Annotated in this window: 21 protein-coding genes; 18 read left to right on the top strand and 3 right to left on the bottom strand. The window is 61.1% G+C overall.

The annotated features are described in order from the left end of the window. Positions 1-58 precede the first annotated feature (58 nt). The 5 genes from rpe to J3R84_RS07715 all read left to right on the top strand — a co-directional run bounded on the left by rpe (position 59) and on the right by J3R84_RS07715 (position 3,933). Positions 59-733, top strand: coding sequence for a ribulose-phosphate 3-epimerase (rpe, locus tag J3R84_RS07695; RefSeq protein ID WP_025427142.1), 675 nt, complete (start codon positions 59-61; stop codon positions 731-733). Then, on the top strand, positions 733-1,476 hold the full coding sequence (locus J3R84_RS07700; protein ID WP_025427143.1) for a DUF2259 domain-containing protein: 744 nt from the start codon (positions 733-735) through the stop codon (positions 1,474-1,476). The genes rpe and J3R84_RS07700 overlap by 1 nt, the downstream gene beginning before the upstream one ends. Beyond that, a complete protein-coding gene (locus J3R84_RS07705) occupies positions 1,473-2,027 on the top strand; it encodes a hypothetical protein (protein WP_051509166.1) in 555 nt (184 codons plus the stop codon). The genes J3R84_RS07700 and J3R84_RS07705 overlap by 4 nt, the downstream gene beginning before the upstream one ends. A 69-nt stretch (positions 2,028-2,096) precedes the next feature. Then, positions 2,097-3,398, top strand: coding sequence for an adenylosuccinate lyase (gene purB / locus J3R84_RS07710; protein ID WP_025427145.1), 1,302 nt, complete (start codon positions 2,097-2,099; stop codon positions 3,396-3,398). A gap of 229 nt (positions 3,399-3,627) precedes the next feature. Next, a complete protein-coding gene (locus J3R84_RS07715; protein ID WP_025427146.1) occupies positions 3,628-3,933 on the top strand; it encodes a PilZ domain-containing protein in 306 nt (101 codons plus the stop codon). Positions 3,934-3,991: 58 nt separating this feature from the next. Here the strand turns inward: J3R84_RS07715 and J3R84_RS07720 are convergent, their stop codons facing one another. Further along, positions 3,992-4,810 carry a DUF2189 domain-containing protein gene (locus J3R84_RS07720; protein WP_057208670.1) on the bottom strand — a complete coding sequence of 273 codons (819 nt, stop codon included), beginning with the start codon at positions 4,808-4,810 and terminating at the stop codon, positions 3,992-3,994. Positions 4,811-4,971: 161 nt separating this feature from the next. Between J3R84_RS07720 and J3R84_RS07725 the strand changes: the two genes are divergently transcribed. After that, positions 4,972-5,526, top strand: coding sequence for an RBBP9/YdeN family alpha/beta hydrolase (locus tag J3R84_RS07725; RefSeq protein WP_025427148.1), 555 nt, complete (start codon positions 4,972-4,974; stop codon positions 5,524-5,526). 91 nt (positions 5,527-5,617) lie between these two features. After that, complete coding sequence (locus J3R84_RS07730; RefSeq protein ID WP_051509167.1) at positions 5,618-8,170, top strand: sensor domain-containing protein; 2,553 nt, start codon at positions 5,618-5,620, stop codon at positions 8,168-8,170. Between the two features lie 57 nt (positions 8,171-8,227). On the opposite strand, the gene J3R84_RS07735 is transcribed toward J3R84_RS07730, so the two are convergent. Further along, positions 8,228-8,542: a DUF1476 domain-containing protein gene (locus J3R84_RS07735; protein ID WP_025427150.1), complete on the bottom strand. Its 315-nt coding sequence runs from the start codon at positions 8,540-8,542 to the stop codon at positions 8,228-8,230. Positions 8,543-8,877: 335 nt separating this feature from the next. Between J3R84_RS07735 and purC the strand changes: the two genes are divergently transcribed. The 4 genes from purC to J3R84_RS07755 all read left to right on the top strand — a co-directional run bounded on the left by purC (position 8,878) and on the right by J3R84_RS07755 (position 11,321). Further along, a complete protein-coding gene (gene purC, locus J3R84_RS07740; protein WP_025427151.1) occupies positions 8,878-9,642 on the top strand; it encodes a phosphoribosylaminoimidazolesuccinocarboxamide synthase in 765 nt (254 codons plus the stop codon). Between the two features lie 32 nt (positions 9,643-9,674). Then, positions 9,675-9,917, top strand: coding sequence for a phosphoribosylformylglycinamidine synthase subunit PurS (purS, locus tag J3R84_RS07745; RefSeq protein WP_025427152.1), 243 nt, complete (start codon positions 9,675-9,677; stop codon positions 9,915-9,917). A 269-nt stretch (positions 9,918-10,186) separates the two neighbouring features. Then, positions 10,187-10,858 (top strand): phosphoribosylformylglycinamidine synthase subunit PurQ, encoded by a 672-nt coding sequence (purQ, locus tag J3R84_RS07750; RefSeq protein ID WP_025427153.1) that lies wholly within the window; start codon positions 10,187-10,189, stop codon positions 10,856-10,858. A gap of 55 nt (positions 10,859-10,913) precedes the next feature. Beyond that, a complete protein-coding gene (locus J3R84_RS07755; protein ID WP_025427154.1) occupies positions 10,914-11,321 on the top strand; it encodes a hypothetical protein in 408 nt (135 codons plus the stop codon). A 140-nt stretch (positions 11,322-11,461) separates the two neighbouring features. Here J3R84_RS07755 and J3R84_RS07760 read toward each other — a convergent pair whose 3' ends face one another. Beyond that, positions 11,462-11,767 carry a DUF1127 domain-containing protein gene (locus J3R84_RS07760; RefSeq protein WP_038576122.1) on the bottom strand — a complete coding sequence of 102 codons (306 nt, stop codon included), beginning with the start codon at positions 11,765-11,767 and terminating at the stop codon, positions 11,462-11,464. A 31-nt stretch (positions 11,768-11,798) separates the two neighbouring features. Between J3R84_RS07760 and J3R84_RS07765 the strand changes: the two genes are divergently transcribed. The 7 genes from J3R84_RS07765 to J3R84_RS07795 all read left to right on the top strand — a co-directional run bounded on the left by J3R84_RS07765 (position 11,799) and on the right by J3R84_RS07795 (position 18,568). Then, complete coding sequence (locus J3R84_RS07765; protein WP_025427156.1) at positions 11,799-13,217, top strand: aminotransferase-like domain-containing protein; 1,419 nt, start codon at positions 11,799-11,801, stop codon at positions 13,215-13,217. Between the two features lie 202 nt (positions 13,218-13,419). After that, entirely contained in the window at positions 13,420-13,506 is an 87-nt protein-coding gene (locus tag J3R84_RS39005) for a hypothetical protein (protein WP_376742567.1), read from the top strand. Between the two features lie 196 nt (positions 13,507-13,702). Further along, the gene (gene purL, locus J3R84_RS07775; protein ID WP_025427157.1) at positions 13,703-15,943 is read left to right on the top strand and encodes a phosphoribosylformylglycinamidine synthase subunit PurL; all 2,241 of its coding nucleotides are present in this window, start codon (positions 13,703-13,705) and stop codon (positions 15,941-15,943) included. 19 nt (positions 15,944-15,962) lie between these two features. After that, positions 15,963-16,196, top strand: coding sequence for a BolA/IbaG family iron-sulfur metabolism protein (locus tag J3R84_RS07780; RefSeq protein ID WP_025427158.1), 234 nt, complete (start codon positions 15,963-15,965; stop codon positions 16,194-16,196). A gap of 7 nt (positions 16,197-16,203) precedes the next feature. After that, positions 16,204-16,446, top strand: a complete 243-nt coding sequence (locus tag J3R84_RS07785; protein WP_025427159.1) for a hypothetical protein — start codon at positions 16,204-16,206, stop codon at positions 16,444-16,446. A gap of 135 nt (positions 16,447-16,581) precedes the next feature. Next, positions 16,582-16,920: a Grx4 family monothiol glutaredoxin gene (gene grxD / locus J3R84_RS07790; RefSeq protein ID WP_025427160.1), complete on the top strand. Its 339-nt coding sequence runs from the start codon at positions 16,582-16,584 to the stop codon at positions 16,918-16,920. Between the two features lie 412 nt (positions 16,921-17,332). Then, positions 17,333-18,568: a multidrug effflux MFS transporter gene (locus J3R84_RS07795; RefSeq protein WP_025427161.1), complete on the top strand. Its 1,236-nt coding sequence runs from the start codon at positions 17,333-17,335 to the stop codon at positions 18,566-18,568. The last annotated feature ends 3 nt before the right edge of the window (positions 18,569-18,571 follow it).

Raw genomic sequence — 18,571 nt, forward strand, 5'->3', positions numbered from 1 at the left:
CGCATGTTGTTTGCGCGGCTGCGGAGTGCTATTGCGCGGGAAACAGCCGGAGCCTCTCATGACCCATCCCATCCGCATTGCCCCGTCGATCCTGGCGGCCGATTTCTCGAAGCTCGGACAGGAAGTCCGCGATGTCGTCGATGCCGGCGCGGATTGGATCCATCTCGATGTCATGGACGGCCATTTCGTCCCGAACATCACGTTTGGGCCCGACGTGATCAAGTCGCTGCGCCCCTACACCGAAGCGACCTTCGACTGCCATCTGATGATCTCGCCCGCCGACGGCTTTCTCGAAGCCTTCGCAAAGGCCGGCTGCGATATCCTGACGGTTCACGCCGAAGCCGGGCCGCACCTGCACCGCTCGCTGCAGACTGTCCGGTCGCTCGGCAAGAAGGCCGGCGTCTCGCTCAACCCGGCAACACCCGAAAGCGCCATCGAATATGTGCTCGACACCGTCGATCTGGTGCTGGTGATGACGGTCAACCCGGGCTTCGGCGGCCAGAAGTTCATCGACGCGACCGCGGAAAAGATCCGCCGGATCAAGGCGATGATCGGCGACCGGCCGATCGAGATCGAAGTCGACGGCGGCATTGCGCCTGAAACGGCGGCGATTGCAGCCGGCGCCGGCGCAAACGTGCTGGTCGCCGGTTCGGCGATCTTCAAGGGTGGTTGGGTCGATGCCTATCGCTCCGCCATCCAGGCGATCCGAGCGCCTGCCGAACAGGCCCGCTGATGATCTCGCGCCCGGCAGCGCCAGGGCTCCTCCTCCTGGCGGTGACATTTGTCGCCTCGCAGGCATCGGCGGGTGACTATGCCGCATTCCAGCCGATCGGCTTTTCCTCCGATGGATATGTCTTTGCGTTCGAGGAATACGGTGTCCAGGACGGCTCGGGTTTTCCCTATTCCACGATCTACGTCATCGATACCCGCAACGACACTTTTCTGCCGGGTGCGCCGGTGCGCGCAGTCGGTCGCGAAGATGGCGCCCCCCTGCACCGGATGAGACATGAGGCGCATCGGCGCGCCGCTCCGCTGATCGACGCCTACAGGCTTGCCGAGGCGCCGGGATTGCTGGCGGCCTACAATCCGATTACCGAAGCCAATGCAACGCCATTGGCCCTCACTTACGATGCCTTTGCCGCCGACGATGCCTTCCGCCAGACCTACGGCCTGACGCTCGAAGAAAAGAGCTTCGAACCAGGTGGGCTCTGCAAGGACTTCCTGAAGGAGGTCAAAGGCTTCCGCCTGTCGATGACGATGAAGGCGGGCAAGCCTGCAAGCGACGTGCTGCAGGACGATACCCGTGTGCCGGAAAGCCGCCGTTGCCCGACGGGCTATCGCATCGGCGGTGCGGTAACGCACATGAATGACGACGGCACGCAAACCCACGTTGTGATGGTGCTCGTCAAATCGCTCGGGTTCGAGGGCACGACTGACGGACGATGGATTGCGGTTCCGACGCGGATCGCAAAATGAACGAAACGGGCGCCGGGGCGGAAGTGAAATCAGCATATGCTTCCGCGCCCTCCCTCAAGCGCTCGCGATTCCTGCGGGCGTTTCCGTCCGCGGCGGAACTTGTCTTCGGCACGCCAGCCTGGGGGCTGGTGATGGTCGCTTCCGCCTGGGTCGCGCTCTGGCTGCGCGAGGGCGCCCTGACCTTCCACCTGGTGGAACTGCTGGTGATGTATGGTCTGGGCGGCATGCTGGCCTGGCCAGCTGCCCTGTTCCTCGCACGGTTTTCTACGCTTGGCCGCCCTGCCGAGACGCGGTTTGCGGCCTATCTGCTCTGCCTTTCGCTCGGCACGATCGCCGTGACGGCAATGCTCTTCGCACTCGACTATCGCGTCTTTTACGCCCGCTGGCATGCCAATACCGGTACCCGGACCTGGTTCTACCAGTTCGCCTTTACCTCGCTTGTCGCCTTCTACCAGTTCCTTGTGCTGGGCGTTCGGCTCTATCTTCCGGTTGGCGGCGCCGCACTTCTGGCCGCCAGCCTGTGGCTTGCAGGTTCGCGAGGCCGTCAATAACGTTGAGCTTGTCGGGCATCTTTGCTAGAGGCACAGCCATCCTCCACTGATGACGAAAGCTGAGAGCCCATGATCCCCCGTTATTCCCGACCGGAAATGGTGGCCATCTGGTCGCCGGAAACCAAGTTCCGCATCTGGTTCGAGATCGAGGCCCATGCCTGCGATGCGCTGGCCGAAATCGGCGTGATCCCGAAGGATGCCGCAAAGACGATCTGGGAAAAAGGCGGCGCCGCCAAATTCGACGTCGACCGGATCGACGAAATCGAGGCCGTCACAAAGCATGACGTCATCGCGTTCCTGACGCATCTGGCAGAGTTCGTCGGCCCCGACAGCCGCTTCATCCACCAGGGCATGACATCCTCCGACGTGCTCGACACCTGCTTCAACGTACAGCTCGTGCGCGCAACCGACCTTTTGCTTGCTGATATCGACAAGCTGCTCGAAGCACTGAAGCGCCGCGCCTTTGAGCACAAGGATACGGTGACGATCGGCCGCTCGCACGGCATTCATGCCGAACCGACGACCTTCGGCGTCAAGCTGGCGCTTGCCTATGCCGAGTTCGATCGCTGCAAGCAGCGCCTTATCGCGGCCCGTGAAGAAGTCGCGACCTGCGCCATCTCCGGCGCCGTCGGCACCTTCGCCAATATCGACCCGCGCGTCGAGGAACACGTCGCCAAGGCGCTTGGCCTGAAGCCGGAGCCGGTTTCCACCCAGGTCATTCCGCGCGACCGCCATGCGATGTATTTCGCCACTCTTGGCGTCGTCGCCTCGTCGATCGAGCGGCTGGCAACCGAAATCCGCCACCTACAGCGCACCGAAGTCCTGGAAGCGGAAGAATACTTCTCGCCGGGACAGAAGGGCTCGTCGGCCATGCCGCACAAGCGCAACCCGGTGCTGACGGAGAACCTCACGGGTCTTGCCCGCATGGTTCGCGCCTTCGCCATTCCGGCGATGGAGAACGTAGCCCTCTGGCACGAGCGCGATATCTCGCATTCCTCGGTCGAGCGCATGATCGGCCCTGATGCGACGGTGACGCTCGACTTCGCGCTTGCCCGCCTGACCAACGTGATCGACAAGTTGCTCGTCTATCCCGACAACATGACCAAGAACATGAACAAGTTCCGCGGTCTCGTTCACTCGCAGCGTGTCCTGCTCGCTCTGACGCAGGCCGGTGTTTCGCGTGAGGACGCCTATCGCCTCGTTCAGCGCAATGCGATGAAGGTCTGGGAAGAGGGCAAGGACTTCCTTGAGGAGTTGCTTGCCGACACGGAGGTTCGCGCGGCCCTGTCGGAAGCTGACATCCGCGAAAAGTTCGATCTCGGCTACCACACCAAGCACGTCGACACGATTTTCGGCCGGGTCTTTGGCTGACGCCGCCGCGCAAAAGTGCGTAGCGCTTTTGCGATAACGACATGCGCAAGCAATAAGGGCCGGGCGCGATAGCCGCCCGGTTCGTGTCAGAGCGAAGCACGTTTCTGTGGTATTGCGCTATTATGCCCGCATTTGATGCAGTTTGCTCGAATGCGGGCATTTTTGTTAGCGAGGAATTCAATCTTTGCGTGAGATGATCGAGGCTGATCAATTCAGATCGAGGGTTCACATGGCCTACAAGGACAGTGTTCAGCGCACGGCAGCGCGCACGCAGACGAAGATTACCGGAACGGTGACCTGCAAGACGGGTGCGAGCAACGGCATCGTTACGGATCTTTCCGCAGAAGGCATCTGCTTTCAGCTCTATTTCGACATCAATGCACGCACCGGACAGGAAGTGACGATCCGCAGCGAAGAACTCGGATTTCTGACCGGCATGGTCCGCTGGTATCGCGGTGACAAGATCGGCATCAAGCTCAATCTTTCGTCCAACACCGCCGCCCAGATTTCGTCCTACTACAAATTTTTCAAGTAGGTCGGACGATCCTCACAGGAGGAAGCGGCCAGCCTCCGGGAGGCTGGCCGTTTTGTCGTTATCGCATACGGCTGCTGCGAGCACCGGGCTCAACCATCTTGCGATACATGTGCCATGTCGCGTGACCGAGGATCGGCATGATGACGGCAAGGCCGACGAAGACCGGGATCGACCCGATCAGCAGGCCGGCCGCAACGATCAGCCCCCAGAAGGCAACCGGGATGGGATTGACGAGAGTTGCGCGTATCGAGGTTTCGACGGCAGCCACAGCACCGACGTCACGATCGATCAGCAACGGGAACGACACTACGCTGATCGACAGCACGATCGCGGCGAAGACGAACCCGACGGCGTTGCCGACCAGGATCAGGTTCCAGCCCTGCTCCGTGTTGACGATGCCGTTCCAGAAGGCGGCGATCGATGCCGGCGGTTCGGCGCCGAAGATCCTGATATAGAGCGCCTGTGCCACCAGGAGCCAGGCAATGAAGATGACGAATAGCATCGCTGCGACAGCCACGATCGAGGGCAGTGCCGGAGATCGATGCAGGCGGAAGGCGTGAGGCCAGGACGTGTCCATGCCAAGTTCGCGGCGCCTGCTGATTTCATAGAGTCCGATGGCGGCGACCGGCCCGATAAGGGCAAAGCCGGACGCGAGCGGATAGAGCAGCGGCAGCATGTTGGCGCCCGCGCTCCACGTCATGAGCACGGCACCGGCGATGGGGTAGATCAAGCAGAGAAAAACATAGTGAGACGGCTTTTCGCGAAAGTCGTTGAACCCGAGGCGCAACGCGTCCATCACGTCAGCCAGGCCGATCTTTTTTATTCCGGGATGGGCGACGCTGGCGTCCGGTCCCGACAGAACATGGAATGTTGTCATGGCTCACACTCCTCAACCACTACAGAGCGGTCCCGGACCAGCGACAACGGCAAAACTCGAGCCGCATCGACCGCGACCTGCAGTGTCGATTATACATAAAATGATGCCTCTGTCGCCTACGCCTTGACTTCGACGATTTTCGACGCCACATCGCGGCCATTATGAAACTTTCCGACGCCCATATCCTCATCGTTCCCGGCTACACCAACTCCGGCCCTGACCATTGGCAGTCACGCTGGGAGAGAAAAATGTCCACCGCCCGCCGCGTGGAGCAGGCCGAATGGGCCAAGCCCGTGCGCGAGGATTGGGTGGCGCGCATGGTCGAGGAGGTCAATGCCGCTGAAAAGCCGGTGGTCATCGTCGCCCACTCCCTCGGCGTCGCGACCGCGGTCCATGCCCTGCCCCACATCGAAAAGAAGATCGCCGGCGCCTTCCTGGTGGCTCCGCCTGACGTGGCCAATGCCGCGATCCGTCCGAAGCATCTCATGACATTCGGCCCCTATCCCCGCGATCCGCTGCCGTTCCCGTCGCTGTTGATCGCAAGCCGCAACGATCCGTTCGGCTCCTATGAGCATGCCGACGAAATCGCCAAGTCCTGGGGCTCGCTGTTGGTGGATGCGGGGGAATCCGGCCACCTCAACACCGAGTCCGGGCATGGCCCCTGGCCGGAAGGCACGATGGTCTTTGCGCAGTTCCTCAGCCGCCTCCAACCCTGATCGCACTGCGAATAAGACGACTCGGCATTAATCCGAAGTTCATGGTCCGCGATCATCATCTGCCGGCAACAAATGCTGGATCGTGGGATACGTGACCGGACCGAAAGATCCCATCAGGAGCGAACGCCGCGCGCCGGCGAAGCTGAATATCGTGACGCAAGCGGCGCTGGACCAGCTGCCGGTGGCGGCGCTCGTTTTCAATGAACAAGCGTCAATCGTTTCGGTAAACCCCTATGCCAGCGAGCTTCTGCGTCTTCCGCCGGCAGAGTTGCTCAACCGTTCTCTTCGTGACCTTGTTCACCCCGACGACCATCACCTGCTGAGGCCGACCGGGACGGTGCGATCTTCCGCGTCCGCCCAGACGATCCGCTTGCATGGAGCAGCCGATATCGTTTCGGTGGTCTGCACTTCCTATGCAATGGCGGACGGTCGCATGCTGCTGATGCTGCCGGTCGACCACTTGATCGCCGAGATCGCGGGGCTTCGCAACGACGAGACGCGGTGGAAGTATGCGCTGGAAAGCGCACTTGAAGGCGTCTGGGATCACGATTTTTCGACCGGAAACCTCTTCTATTCCGCCACCTGGAAGCGCCTGCGTGGTCTGGCTGATGACGCCGAGGTCGATGGCGCGCTCGATCGCTGGATCGAGAATGTGCATCCGGACGACCGCGCGCATGTCATGGCCTCGATCGGACGCCAGGATTCTGGAGAGGTCACGTACAACACCTTCCAGTACCGCGAACGCCATGCGGACGGACACTGGGTCTGGATCGAAAGCCGCGGCGCATCCGTCGCCTATGGGCCGGACGGCAAGCCCACTCGCATCATCGGCACCGACACCGACATTACGCCGCGCAAGGAGGCCGAGGCGCGGCTGGAGGAAATCTCGCGGCGCCTGAGACTTGCCCTCGACGTATCGAAGATCGGGGTCTTCGACCATAACCTTGAAACCCAGGAGACGCTTTGGGACGAACGTATCCTCGGTATTTATGGGCTTGACCCCAAAGCCGGCGCGCCCAGCGGCCGCAGTTGGGAAGATATGCTCCACCCCGACGACCGCGAAAAGGCGATCGCCCGCGTCAATGACGGCGTCGCCGCGGGTGCACCCTTCACCAATGCGTTCCGCATCGTCCTGGCGAATGGAGAAATCCGGCACATTCGCGCCAACACGGCGTTCTATGTCGACCGCGATGGCACCCGCAAACTGATCGGCGCGAACTGGGACGTAACCGAAGACATCGCGCTGCAGGAGGAACTGCGCAAGGCCAAGGCCGCAACCGAGGCCCGCAACCGCGAGCTTGAGGAAGCGCGCATCCGTATCGAATACAACGCGTTGCACGACTACCTGACGGACCTGCCGAACAGGCGCTATCTCGACCAGATACTGGCGGACGATCCGACGCTCAACGCTATCCTCCACCTCGATCTTGATCGCTTCAAGCAGATCAACGACACGCTCGGGCATCAGGCCGGCGATGCGATGCTGACCCATGCAGCCGCAATCCTGCGGTCTCATGCCGACCAGGACGATTTCATCGCCCGCATCGGCGGCGACGAATTCGTGATTCTCTGTCGGCGCGGCCGCGGGATGGACGAGCTTGGAGATCTGGCCGCCCGCATCGTCCATGCCTTCCGCCGGCCCATTCCCTATGACGGCCAGCTTTGCCGGCTCGGGGCCAGCATCGGCATTGCCTGGAGGGGCGAGGTCGAGACGGATCCCAAGCAACTGCTGATGAATGCAGATATCGCGCTCTACCGGGCCAAGAGCCTCGGCCGCGATCGCTTCGAGGTGTTTTCCGAGCAGATCCAGAACCAGATCCTCAGCGCCAAACGCACCGGCGACGATATCCGTCAGGCGATCGAAGAAGGCCAGTTCGTGCCCTACTATCAGCCGCAGTTCGACGCCCACTCGCTGGAGCTCACCGGCGTCGAAACTCTGGTGCGATGGGACCACCCGGAACGCGGAATTCTTCCTCCGAGCCACTTTCTGAAGGTAGCTGAAGAGATCAACGCCCTGCCCGCGATCGACAGGAACATCGTCGAGATGGCCTATGCCGATTTTGCGGCCTGGGGGCGTGCCGGTCTGACCGTCCCCAAGATCTCGGTCAATGTCTCCTCGCGCAGACTGCGGGACCCGAGCCTGATTTCAGACCTTCGCGCCATGAACATCCCGCCTGGTGTCATGTCTTTCGAGCTCTTGGAATCCATCTTTCTTGACGATCTCGAAGACGAGATTGCCGCGACGATCGCCGCGCTCAACACGCTCGGTATCGAGATCGAAATTGACGACTTCGGCACCGGCCATGCCTCGATTATCGGCCTGCTCAACCTGAACCCGGCCCGCCTGAAGATCGACCGGGCGCTGGTGGGGCCGATCAACGAAAGCGCCAAGCAGGCAAAGCTCGTTCGTGCCATCATCGACATCGGGCATTCGCTCAATATCAAGGTGGTGGCCGAAGGTGTGGAAACGTGGGAGCACGCGGCGATACTGAGGGAGCTTGGCTGTGATATTCTGCAGGGCTACGCCCTGGCAAAGCCGATGAGCCGCCTCGATTTCGAACAGCGCATCAAGAGCGGCTGGAAACTGTCACCGAACGCGGATGCGCCGCCGGAAAAAGGGCGTCGCTACAAGGCGGTCAAATAAAAACCGCCCGACCTGAGGCCGAGCGGCGATATCATGGGCGTATGATAGCCTCGAAGATCAGCTGCTCTGGACTTGCTCGATGGCGACGCCGAGAAGCTCGAGCATGCGCACACGGATCTGCTCTTCGCTCTGGGCAACGCCGGCAGCGTCGAAATCGGCCTTGATCTTGCGCACAACGTCCTCGTGGCCGGCCTCTTCGAAATCGGCCACAACGACTTCCTTCGCATAGGCCTCTGGGTCGCTCTTGCCGAGCAAGCCGGCAGCCCAGAGACCAAGAAGCTTGTTGCGGCGCGCCTCAGACTTGAACCTCAGTTCCTCGTCCAGCGCAAACTTTGCTTCGAAGGCCTTTTCGCGATCCTGCATCGTCGTCATCAATTGATCTCCCGTGAGAATTCCATGCCGGAAATAGTTATGGCCATAAACCAAAACAGTGGTCAAAGTGCAATGCGAAGTTTTCTCGTTTCGTGACTTTCGTGGTACCGTAAGCATGTCGCGCAAAAGTGCGCAGCGGTTTTGCGACAACGGCATGCGAAAAACCAAAGAACGGATGCGCAAGGAGCGAATCTGAAAGGTTGCGACACGCTTTAGGTAAATCAGGGGAAGGGAAGATACGCCGATTGTGAAACGCGTTCTTTTCAGCTATGGACGCCGTGAGAAGACTCCACTAGCGCGACCCAAGTGCGCCAACAACCACAGAGACAATATCCATGAATCGTCGCCGCCGTATCTACGAGGGCAAGGCAAAGATCCTCTATGAGGGTCCCGAGCCGGGCACGCTGATCCAGTTTTTCAAGGACGACGCGACCGCCTTCAACAAGAAAAAGCATGACGTCATCGACGGCAAGGGTGTGCTGAACAACCGGATTTCCGAGTATATCTTCACGCATCTGAACCGTATCGGCATTCCGACGCACTTCATTCGCCGCCTGAACATGCGCGAGCAGTTGATCAAGGAAGTCGAGATCATCCCCCTTGAGATCGTAGTGCGCAACGTTGCTGCCGGCTCGCTGGCAAAGCGCCTCGGCATCGAGGAAGGCACCGTCCTCCCCCGCTCGATCATCGAATTCTACTACAAGGCCGATGCTCTTGATGACCCGATGGTCTCCGAAGAGCACATCACCGCATTCGGTTGGGCAAGCCCGCAGGAACTCGATGACGTCATGGCGCTTGCCATCCGCATCAACGACTTCCTGACCGGCCTGTTCCTCGGCGTCGGCATCCAGCTCGTCGATTTCAAGATCGAGTGTGGCCGCCTGTTCGAAGGCGACATGATGCGCATCATCCTGGCGGACGAGATTTCGCCGGATAGCTGCCGTCTGTGGGACATCGAGACCAAGGAAAAGCTCGACAAGGACCGCTTCCGCCGTGATTTGGGCGGGCTGGTCGAGGCCTATCAGGAAGTGGCTCGCCGTCTCGGCATCATGAACGAGAACGAGCCTGTGCGCGGCACCGGCCCCGTTCTGGTCAAGTAATTTCTGGTCAAGTTAGTTCGGGGAAAGTGAAAGTGATCAAGGCACGTGTAACCGTGACGCTGAAGAATGGCGTTCTCGATCCGCAGGGCAAGGCAATTGAAGGTGCGCTCGGCGCACTCGGCTTCGACGGCATCGGCCAGGTCCGCCAGGGCAAGGTCTTCGATCTACAGATCGAAACCGGCGACAAAGCCAAGGCCGAGGCCGACCTCAAGGCGATGTGCGAAAAGCTGCTCGCCAACACAGTGATTGAAAACTACACCATCTCCCTCGCCTGATGGCGGCGGAGTGCCGCGGATGGCCTGACGTGAAGGCCGGCGTGATCTGGAAATAATGAGGAGGCCCATCTGACATGGGCCATCCTCACGCAGATCAGCCGAAACGACATCGAAGGGGCATACTGTCCGCGGCTCGATGGTTTCGAAATAGCAGGATGCGCAGTGCATCCAATATCGGCCCGAGCGCGTCAAATTGCGCTTCGGCCGCATCGGAAACCGCCTCGAATTGCATGAGCTTCAAGAGGCGCAGGCAGGGTTTGAACCGCACCATGAAGTCAGCCGTCGTCCAGCTTCCAGGCCTCAACCGCGATCGCGACATGATCGCTGCCCTCACCAAGATCTCCGGCAAGGCGCCCGTAACCGTCTGGCAGACCGAAACGGAGATCCCTGATGTCGACCTGATCGTCATCCCCGGCGGTTTCTCCTACGGTGACTATCTGCGCTGCGGCGCGATTGCCGCGCGCATGCCGGTCATGCAGGCGATCAAGGCGAAGGCCGAAAAGGGCGTGAAGGTCCTCGGCGTCTGCAACGGTTTCCAGATCCTGGTCGAGGCCGGTCTGCTCCCGGGCGCGCTGATGCGCAACGCATCGCTCAAGTTCGTCTGCCGCGAGGTCAAGCTCGAAGTCGTCAACGCCGACACCGACTTTACCCGCGCCTATTCCAAGGGACAGATCATCCGCAGCCCGGTTGCGCACCACGACGGCAACTACTTCGCCGACGCGGAGACCCTGAAGACGATCGAAGGCAACGGCCAGGTCGTGTTCCGCTACGCCGAAGGCACCAATCCGAATGGCTCGATGGGCGATATTGCCGGCGTGATGAACACGGCCGGCAACGTGCTCGGCATGATGCCGCATCCGGAAAACCTGATCGAGGCGGCTCATGGCGGCGCCGATGGTCGCGGCATCTTCGCTTCGGCTCTCGAAGTAATCGCCGCTTAACCGTCGCGCTGATAGAAGGCATCCGACCATCCCCGTAACGCAAGCGAGACCGTCGATGCCTTCCATGTTTTCTAGACGCCTGACCGGCCCTGCTTGCGCGGCGTTCGCCCTGACGCTTCTGGCGTCCTGCCAAACATCGCGCCCGCCGGCGCCGACGGCAAGCTCGGCAGCCCTGCCGACAATGGAACGCGTGGCGCTCGGCGCCAACAGCTGCTGGTTCAAATCGGGCGATGCTGCCTTCAAGAACTACCGGCTTGCCCCTGAACTCAATTCCTTCTCCGGACGTCCCCGCATCCTGATCGTGCCGCGCAAGTCGCCGGAAGCACGGCCGCTTGCCGTCATCCAGGCGGAAGGCCAGCCGGCGCGGTTGCAGGCGTTCGGACCGCTCATGAGCGAACCGGTCGCCACCCGCATGAGTGCAGATATCCGGCGTTGGGCCGCTGGCGGCCAGGGCTGCAATTAATCCAGGCACCGGTTGAGAGTTCGGACGCTGTTGGCTGGTGCCCTCAGCGTTCGCTGATGCGCGTCGCAATCTCTAGGGCATACGGCGCTTTGTTCGCATGCCGCTATCGCAAAACCACCGCACGCTTTGTGTGATGCCCGTTAACGCCAGAACGCCACGGACGATTCCCGCCGGGCATCCTTCTCGCAGACCCCGATATCGATCAGTTGCCAATCGCTCATCTCTTCGAGAGCTAACCGGCTGCGTCTCTTGGCGGCCAGGAAACAATAGAGCCGCCAGAGACGTTGAAGCGCGTTCTTAGCACTCCCCGAGATTTCGACATCAAACCCGATCTTGCGACGCGCGCGAGGGGCCTTTTTCACGACTGCCGAGCAAATTGTATCAATTGTACTCATTGTAGGCTCCAATGCATCGATTGCTATCATTGCATTGGTGATAATTGACATATTTCGCTGTGTAATCTAGGTAATTGTCACTATGACAAATTGGCTCCCGGACATTCAGCAGGGTCATGGTCCGCTTTATGCGCGGATCGCCGACCAGATCGAACAGGCAATTGGCGAAGGCGCCCTGCCCGTCGGCGCAAAATTGCCGCCGCAGCGCAATCTCGCCTATGACATTGGTGTCACCATTGGTACCATTGGACGCGCCTACAATATCGTGCGCGAACGCGGCCTCGTCAGCGGCGAGGTCGGGCGCGGAACCTATGTTCTCGATCACCAGGAAAGCCGCCCGCCCGAGCAGGCCGATCCGCTGACCACATCCTTGGCCGGCACCCGGCCGCTGATTGCACCCGCCGGCAAATTGCGCTTCGACAGCACCGCGGCGCCGGACATCGGCCAGGGCTTTGTCCTGAGTGAGCTCTTGAGCGAGATCAGCCGCGATCACCACGCCGACATTGCCAGCTACGCGCGCAATTTCCCGGATCACTGGTTTGAGGCCGGATGCCAATGGCTGGCGCGCGGCGGCTTTCGTCCCTCGCCTGAAACGATCGTGCCGACGCTCGGAGCGCACGCGGCTGTCATTGCCGTGATCGCGGCAGTCACCTCGCCCGGCGATCGTATCGCCTTCGAGACCTTGACCTATTCCCAGGTCAGCCGCAGCGCCGGCTTGATCGGGCGCCGCACGACCCTGATGGAATCGGATGAATTCGGCCTGATTCCCGAGGATTTCGAGCGGGTCTGCGCGCAGCAGCATCCCAAGCTCGCCTTCCTTATGCCAAGCGCGCAGAATCCGACCGTTGCCGTCATGCCGCTCGCCCGGCGTCAGGCGATTGCCGATATCGCCCGCAAGTACGGTGTCTGGCTGGTGGAGGACGATCTCTACGGCGCCATGACCGGCGATCCGACGCCGCCTTTAGCGGAGCTTGCACCTGAGCGGACCTTCCTGGTTGGTGGTCTTTCAAAGTCTGTTGCTGCCGGTGTGCGCGGCGGCTGGGTTGCCTGCCCTCCCCATTTCAGCCAGCGCATTCGCATTGCCCACAAGATGGTCAGTGGCGGCCTGCCGTTCATCCTGGCGGAGCTGTGTTCGCGGCTGGTGCTTTCCGGAGCGGCCACTATTCTGCGCGGCAAGGGTATCGAAGAGATCCGGGCGCGCGAGGCGATTGCCCGCGAAGTGTTCGATGGCATCGAGTTCAGCTCGCATCCGTGCGTTCCCTTCCTCTGGATGAAGCTGCCGGAACCGTGGCTTTCCGGCACATTCAAGCAGGCTGCACTGCAGGAAGGCGTGCTCGTCGACGACGAGGACGAATTCAAGGCCGGCCGGGCGGACCGCGTCTTTCACCGTATCCGTATCGGCTTTTCCTCACCGGCCGACCGTGCCGAAGTGCGCAACGGCTTCCAGACTTTGCGGCGGTTGCTCGACAGCGGACGAGTGGGTTACGACAGTTTCGACTGATAACCCGGTGTCCCGTATGTTTTAGCAGTCTTGTGTAGATCGATTCGCCTCAACAATTCGGCATGCCAGCATTGCTTTTTCTTCGTTCATCCCACCGCCTCGCGACATCGTCGCTTGTTCTCGTCAGTTTGCTTTCGACAGCGCCTGCGAATATGCCGCAGCCGGATTCAGATTAAACGAGCATTGGAACCTGTCGGCAACGGTGGCGCATGCCTCGCATGCCGAACTTTGCGGCGGCCCCAACGATGGCTCGACCCGTGCCGATCTCGCACTCGGCTACAAGTTCTGACAGGTCGGCACCACCTGAGGCGCGTGAGGGCATCAAAAAGGGCGGCAACCGTTGTTGATCGCCCGTATTTTTCTGTCGCGCCGCGCCGCAGCATACGCTAAAGAAGCGGCAAAGCGCCCCCTGTGTCTGTTGCGGTTCGCACGCGCCATATCCCGTGGAAGGATTGCGCGCCGCCCGAAGGATTTGACGGTCGACGATGACGATTTCCAACACCCGCCCCATCACCCCGGAACTCATCGCCTCGCACGGGCTCAAGCCCGACGAATACGAGCGCATTCTCGGCCTGATCGGACGCGAGCCGACCTTTACCGAGCTCGGCATTTTTTCGGCGATGTGGAACGAGCACTGCTCCTACAAGTCTTCCAAGAAGTGGCTTCGCACGCTGCCGACCAAGGGCCCGCGCGTCATCCAGGGTCCGGGTGAAAACGCCGGCGTCGTCGACATCGATGATGGCGACTGCGTCGTCTTCAAGATGGAGAGCCACAACCATCCGTCCTATATCGAGCCCTACCAGGGTGCTGCGACCGGCGTCGGCGGCATCCTGCGCGACGTCTTCACCATGGGCGCCCGTCCGGTTGCGGCGATGAACGCCCTGCGCTTCGGCTCGCCGGATCACCCGAAGACCCGCCACCTCGTTTCCGGCGTCGTTGCCGGCGTCGGCGGCTACGGCAATTCCTTCGGTGTTCCGACCGTCGGCGGCGAAGTCGAGTTCGATGCCCGCTATAACGGCAACATCCTCGTCAACGCCTTTGCCGCCGGTCTCGCCAAAAGCGATGCGATCTTCTACTCCAAGGCCGAAGGCGTCGGCCTCCCGGTCGTCTATCTCGGCGCCAAGACCGGCCGTGACGGCGTCGGCGGCGCGACCATGGCCTCGGCCGAGTTCGACGAATCGATCGAGGAAAAGCGCCCGACCGTGCAGGTCGGCGACCCCTTCACCGAAAAGTGCCTGCTCGAAGCCTGCCTCGAGCTGATGCAGACGGGTGCCGTCATCGCCATCCAGGACATGGGTGCAGCCGGCCTCACCTGCTCGGCCGTCGAAATGGGCGCCAAGGGCGACCTCGGCATCGAGCTTAACCTCGACACCGTGCCGGTGCGCGAAGAGCGCATGACCGCTTACGAAATGATGCTTTCGGAAAGCCAGGAGCGCATGCTCATGGTGCTTGAGCCGGCCAAGGAAGAAGTCGCCAAGGCGATCTTCGTCAAGTGGGGCCTCGATTTCGCGATCGTCGGCAAGACCACGGACGACCTGCGTTTCCGCATTCTGCATCAGGGCGAAGAAGTGGCGAACCTGCCGATCAAGGAACTGGGCGACGAAGCGCCGGAATACGACCGTCCCTGGACCCCGGCCAAGGTCCCGACCGCGCTTGCGACCAACGACATCCCGCAGACGGACGTTGCTGATGCGCTCGTGCAATTGGTCGGTTCGGCCAACAATTCCTCGCGCCGCTGGGTCTACGAACAATACGACACGCTGATCCAGGGCAACTCGCTGCAGCTGCCGGGCGGCGACGCCGGCGTTGTGCGCGTCGAGGGTCACCAGAGCAAGGCGCTGGCCTTCTCCTCCGACGTGACGCCGCGTTATGTCGAGGCGGATCCGTTCGAAGGCGGCAAACAGGCGGTTGCCGAATGCTGGCGCAACCTGACGGCAACCGGCGCGCTGCCGCTGGCAGCAACCGACAATCTCAATTTCGGCAACCCGGAACGTCCTGAGATCATGAGCCAGCTGGTCCATGCCATCAAGGGCATCGGTGAGGCCTGCACCGCGCTTGATTTCCCGATCGTTTCCGGCAACGTCTCGCTCTACAACGAGACCAACGGCCAGGGAATCCTGCCGACCCCCACCATCGGCGGCGTCGGCCTGATCAAGGACTGGTCGAAGATGGCGCGCATCCGGTTTGCCGCTGCCGGCGAAACGATCCTGCTTGCCGGCGCGCCGGAAGGCCTCGGTTCGCACATCGCCCAGTCGGTCTACATGCGCGACGTCCATGGCCGCACTGACGGTCCGGCGCCGCATGTCGACCTCGCACATGAGCGCAAGGTCGGTGACTTCGTCCGTGGGCTGATCGTCGACGGTCTGGCGACATCAGTTCATGACTGCTCGTCCGGCGGCCTGGCTCTCGCCGTTGCCGAAATGGCGATGGCTTCGGATATCGGCGCGACCGTGGATGTGGTCGAAGGTCATGATCCGATTGCTGTTTTCTATGGCGAAGACCAGGGACGCTACGTGCTGACGGTTGCGGCCGGTAACGTCGCTGCCGTTCGCGCCCGTGCGGAAAAGGCAGGCGTTGCCCTGCCGGAAATCGGCAAGACCGGCGGCGATGCCGTCAAGCTCGGTGCAGCGCGCGCCGTCGCAATTCAGCAATTGCGCTCGGCCCATGAATCGTGGTTCCCTGACTTTATGGACGGCTCCAGCAACGCTGCTGCTGCCGCAGAATAATAAAGGGAGTTGGCATATCATGCCCATGGCACCAGGCGACATCGAAGACATGATCAAGGCAGGAATTCCCGGCGCCAAGGTCACGATCCGCGATTTGGCCGGTGACGGCGACCACTATGCCGCCGAAGTCGTGGCCGAAGTCTTTCGCGGAAAGACCCGCGTGCAGCAGCACCAGATGGTCTACAACGCATTGAAGGGCAACATGGGCGGCGTTCTGCACGCCCTTGCCCTTCAGACCAGCGCGCCGGAGTAAGGCTGGAATGGCCGACCTGATCAAGGAACTGGTCAGTGGCGTTGTCGACAGCGCGCTGAAGGAAATCCTGAAGAAGACCGGCGTCAAGCGGACCGCGACGAAGCGGACCAAGCGCCGGACGCGCAAGGCGGCGACGGGTGGCATTCTAGGGGATATCCTGGAAGCCGCCATCGGAAAGCCGGCCAAGAAACAGGTGAGCCGGCGGCGAACCGCCAGCGCACGCAGCAAGACCCGTCGCCGTTCGGCCTGAGCAGTTGTATTAAAACCACATCTTGAGGCCCATCAATATTTGTTGCACTTGGGTGATGAAAATCACCGATATGCATGCTATCTAAGGCCCAATCGATATCCGGTCCTTGAAACCGGGCGCAGGAAGGATGAAAAGATGAGCGGAATTCACGAATTCATCGCGAACGAAGTCAAGACCAACGACGTGGTGCTCTTCATGAAGGGTACGCCGCAGTTCCCACAGTGTGGGTTCTCCGGCCAGGTGGTCCAGATTCTCGATTACATCGGCGTCGACTACAAGGGCATCAATGTCCTTGCCGACGCGGACCTGCGTCAGGGCATCAAGGACTATTCGAGCTGGCCGACCATCCCACAGCTTTACGTGAAGGGTGAATTCGTCGGCGGTTGCGACATCGTCCGCGAAATGTTCCAGGCTGGCGAGCTCCAGTCGCACCTGCAGGAACAGGGAATCTCGGTCAAGGGCGCCGCTGCCTAAGTCAGGCCGCCAACTCCGATCTGGTCGGAAAAGGCGGGTGACCGCCTTTTTTGATTCCGGAATTAAATCCGGATCGTCTAATTTTCGTTGTTCTTTACTAGGCGGAGCACACTCACGCTCTGTGGAGCACACTCACGCTCTGTCATGAAGTGGTCGCGATAAAGCGGCATAAGCAGCCTGAAAGGGCGTTCGCCCGTTCCCATGCTCCGGCTTGGCCCGGCTGCCCATCGCCGATAGTCCCTTTCGCTTCACATCGGATGCCGCCTGCACCGCTGCGCCGGACCAGGCCCGTCCCCTCAACTGTTCTCGACATGCCGACCGGCATTTTGCCAGCCGACGTCGCCTCTTTCCGGAACAAACTCCGGTCTTGACCTATTTCGGTTGCGTCCGGCGCGCCGCAAGGATTTTGCCTATGACGAGCATGACAGACGAAGCGGCCGCTCCCGGCCTCAGCAAATTTCAGTTCATCGCCTTGATGGCGATGCTGATGGCGGTCAATGCCGTGTCGATCGATATCATGTTGCCCGGCCTGCAGGAGATCGGCGCCAGCCTTGGTGTAACCGACGAAAACCATCGGCAATATGTCATCACCGCCTATCTTATCGGTATGGGCGTGGCGCAGCTTTTCTTCGGCCCGTTGTCTGATCGATTCGGCCGCAAGGCGCCGCTGCTCGTCGGCCTCGGCATTTATGGTGTCTGCGCGATCGCAATCGTCATCGTGCCGACCTTCGGCGCGCTGCTGGCGTTGCGCTTCGTCCAGGGCATCGGTGCAGCCGCGACCCGTGTTATTACCGTGTCGATCGTTCGCGACGTCTATGGCGGCCGTCGCATGGCTGAAGTGATGTCGCTGATCATGATGGTGTTCATGATCGTGCCGGTCATAGCGCCGAGCGTCGGCCAGTTGATCATGATCTTTGCCGAATGGCACATGATCTTCGTCGTCATCGCGCTCTTTGCCTTCACGATCGCAACGCTTGTGGTGTTCCGGCTTCAGGAAACGCTGAACCCGGATCATCGCCGCGCCTTTACCCCTTCGGTCATCCTCAGCGGCTTCAAGATCGTCCTGACGAACCGGCTGTCGCTGTTCTATACGCTGGCGACATCCGTTATCCTCGGGGCGCTCTTCGGCTTCATCAACTCTGCCCAGCAGATCCTGGTCGGGGTCTATGGGCTGGGCCTGTGGTTTCCGGTCGTGTTTGCGGCATTTGCCGGGATGATGGCGGTCGCGTCCTTCACTAATTCGCAGCTCGTTCGGCGCTTCGGCATGCGGGCGCTGTCGCATGCTGCCCTACTCGGCTTCACGCTGGCGAGCTTCCTCTGGATGGCGGCGTCGCTTTATGGTCCGGTGCCCTTCCCGCTGTTCGTGGTGCTCTATGGCGCCGCCATGTTCCAGTTCGGGCTGATCGCGTCGAACTTCAATGCGATGGCGATGGAGCCGCTCGGCCACGTCGCCGGCACGGCCTCCTCGGTGCTCGGCTTCACCCAGACCATCGGCGGCGGCGTCATCGGCGCCTTCATCGGCCAGGCTTTCGATGGGACGGCGACACCGCTCGCGATCGGCTACTTCACCGTCGCGGCGATCGGCGTCGTCTTCGTCCTCATCGCCGAACGCGGAAAGCTGTTCAAGGCACACAATCCGGCAGGCTGACGA

The sequence above is a fragment of the Ensifer canadensis genome, from assembly GCF_017488845.2.
GTDB lineage: Bacteria > Pseudomonadota > Alphaproteobacteria > Rhizobiales > Rhizobiaceae > Ensifer > Ensifer canadensis.

What these genes read in the sequence shown, in the direction of transcription:
- rpe (WP_025427142.1), top strand. Translation starts at nt 59, where the DNA reads ATGACCCATCCCATCCGCATTGCCCCGTCGATCCTGGCGGCCGATTTC.
- J3R84_RS07700 (WP_025427143.1), top strand. Translation starts at nt 733, where the DNA reads ATGATCTCGCGCCCGGCAGCGCCAGGGCTCCTCCTCCTGGCGGTGACA.
- J3R84_RS07705 (WP_051509166.1), top strand. Translation starts at nt 1,473, where the DNA reads ATGAACGAAACGGGCGCCGGGGCGGAAGTGAAATCAGCATATGCTTCC.
- purB (WP_025427145.1), top strand. Translation starts at nt 2,097, where the DNA reads ATGATCCCCCGTTATTCCCGACCGGAAATGGTGGCCATCTGGTCGCCG.
- J3R84_RS07715 (WP_025427146.1), top strand. Translation starts at nt 3,628, where the DNA reads ATGGCCTACAAGGACAGTGTTCAGCGCACGGCAGCGCGCACGCAGACG.
- J3R84_RS07720 (WP_057208670.1), bottom strand. Translation starts at nt 4,810, where the DNA reads ATGACAACATTCCATGTTCTGTCGGGACCGGACGCCAGCGTCGCCCAT.
- J3R84_RS07725 (WP_025427148.1), top strand. Translation starts at nt 4,972, where the DNA reads ATGAAACTTTCCGACGCCCATATCCTCATCGTTCCCGGCTACACCAAC.
- J3R84_RS07735 (WP_025427150.1), bottom strand. Translation starts at nt 8,542, where the DNA reads ATGACGACGATGCAGGATCGCGAAAAGGCCTTCGAAGCAAAGTTTGCG.
- purC (WP_025427151.1), top strand. Translation starts at nt 8,878, where the DNA reads ATGAATCGTCGCCGCCGTATCTACGAGGGCAAGGCAAAGATCCTCTAT.
- purQ (WP_025427153.1), top strand. Translation starts at nt 10,187, where the DNA reads ATGAAGTCAGCCGTCGTCCAGCTTCCAGGCCTCAACCGCGATCGCGAC.
- J3R84_RS07755 (WP_025427154.1), top strand. Translation starts at nt 10,914, where the DNA reads ATGCCTTCCATGTTTTCTAGACGCCTGACCGGCCCTGCTTGCGCGGCG.
- J3R84_RS07760 (WP_038576122.1), bottom strand. Translation starts at nt 11,767, where the DNA reads ATGTCAATTATCACCAATGCAATGATAGCAATCGATGCATTGGAGCCT.
- J3R84_RS07765 (WP_025427156.1), top strand. Translation starts at nt 11,799, where the DNA reads ATGACAAATTGGCTCCCGGACATTCAGCAGGGTCATGGTCCGCTTTAT.
- purL (WP_025427157.1), top strand. Translation starts at nt 13,703, where the DNA reads ATGACGATTTCCAACACCCGCCCCATCACCCCGGAACTCATCGCCTCG.
- J3R84_RS07780 (WP_025427158.1), top strand. Translation starts at nt 15,963, where the DNA reads ATGCCCATGGCACCAGGCGACATCGAAGACATGATCAAGGCAGGAATT.
- J3R84_RS07785 (WP_025427159.1), top strand. Translation starts at nt 16,204, where the DNA reads ATGGCCGACCTGATCAAGGAACTGGTCAGTGGCGTTGTCGACAGCGCG.
- grxD (WP_025427160.1), top strand. Translation starts at nt 16,582, where the DNA reads ATGAGCGGAATTCACGAATTCATCGCGAACGAAGTCAAGACCAACGAC.
- J3R84_RS07795 (WP_025427161.1), top strand. Translation starts at nt 17,333, where the DNA reads ATGACGAGCATGACAGACGAAGCGGCCGCTCCCGGCCTCAGCAAATTT.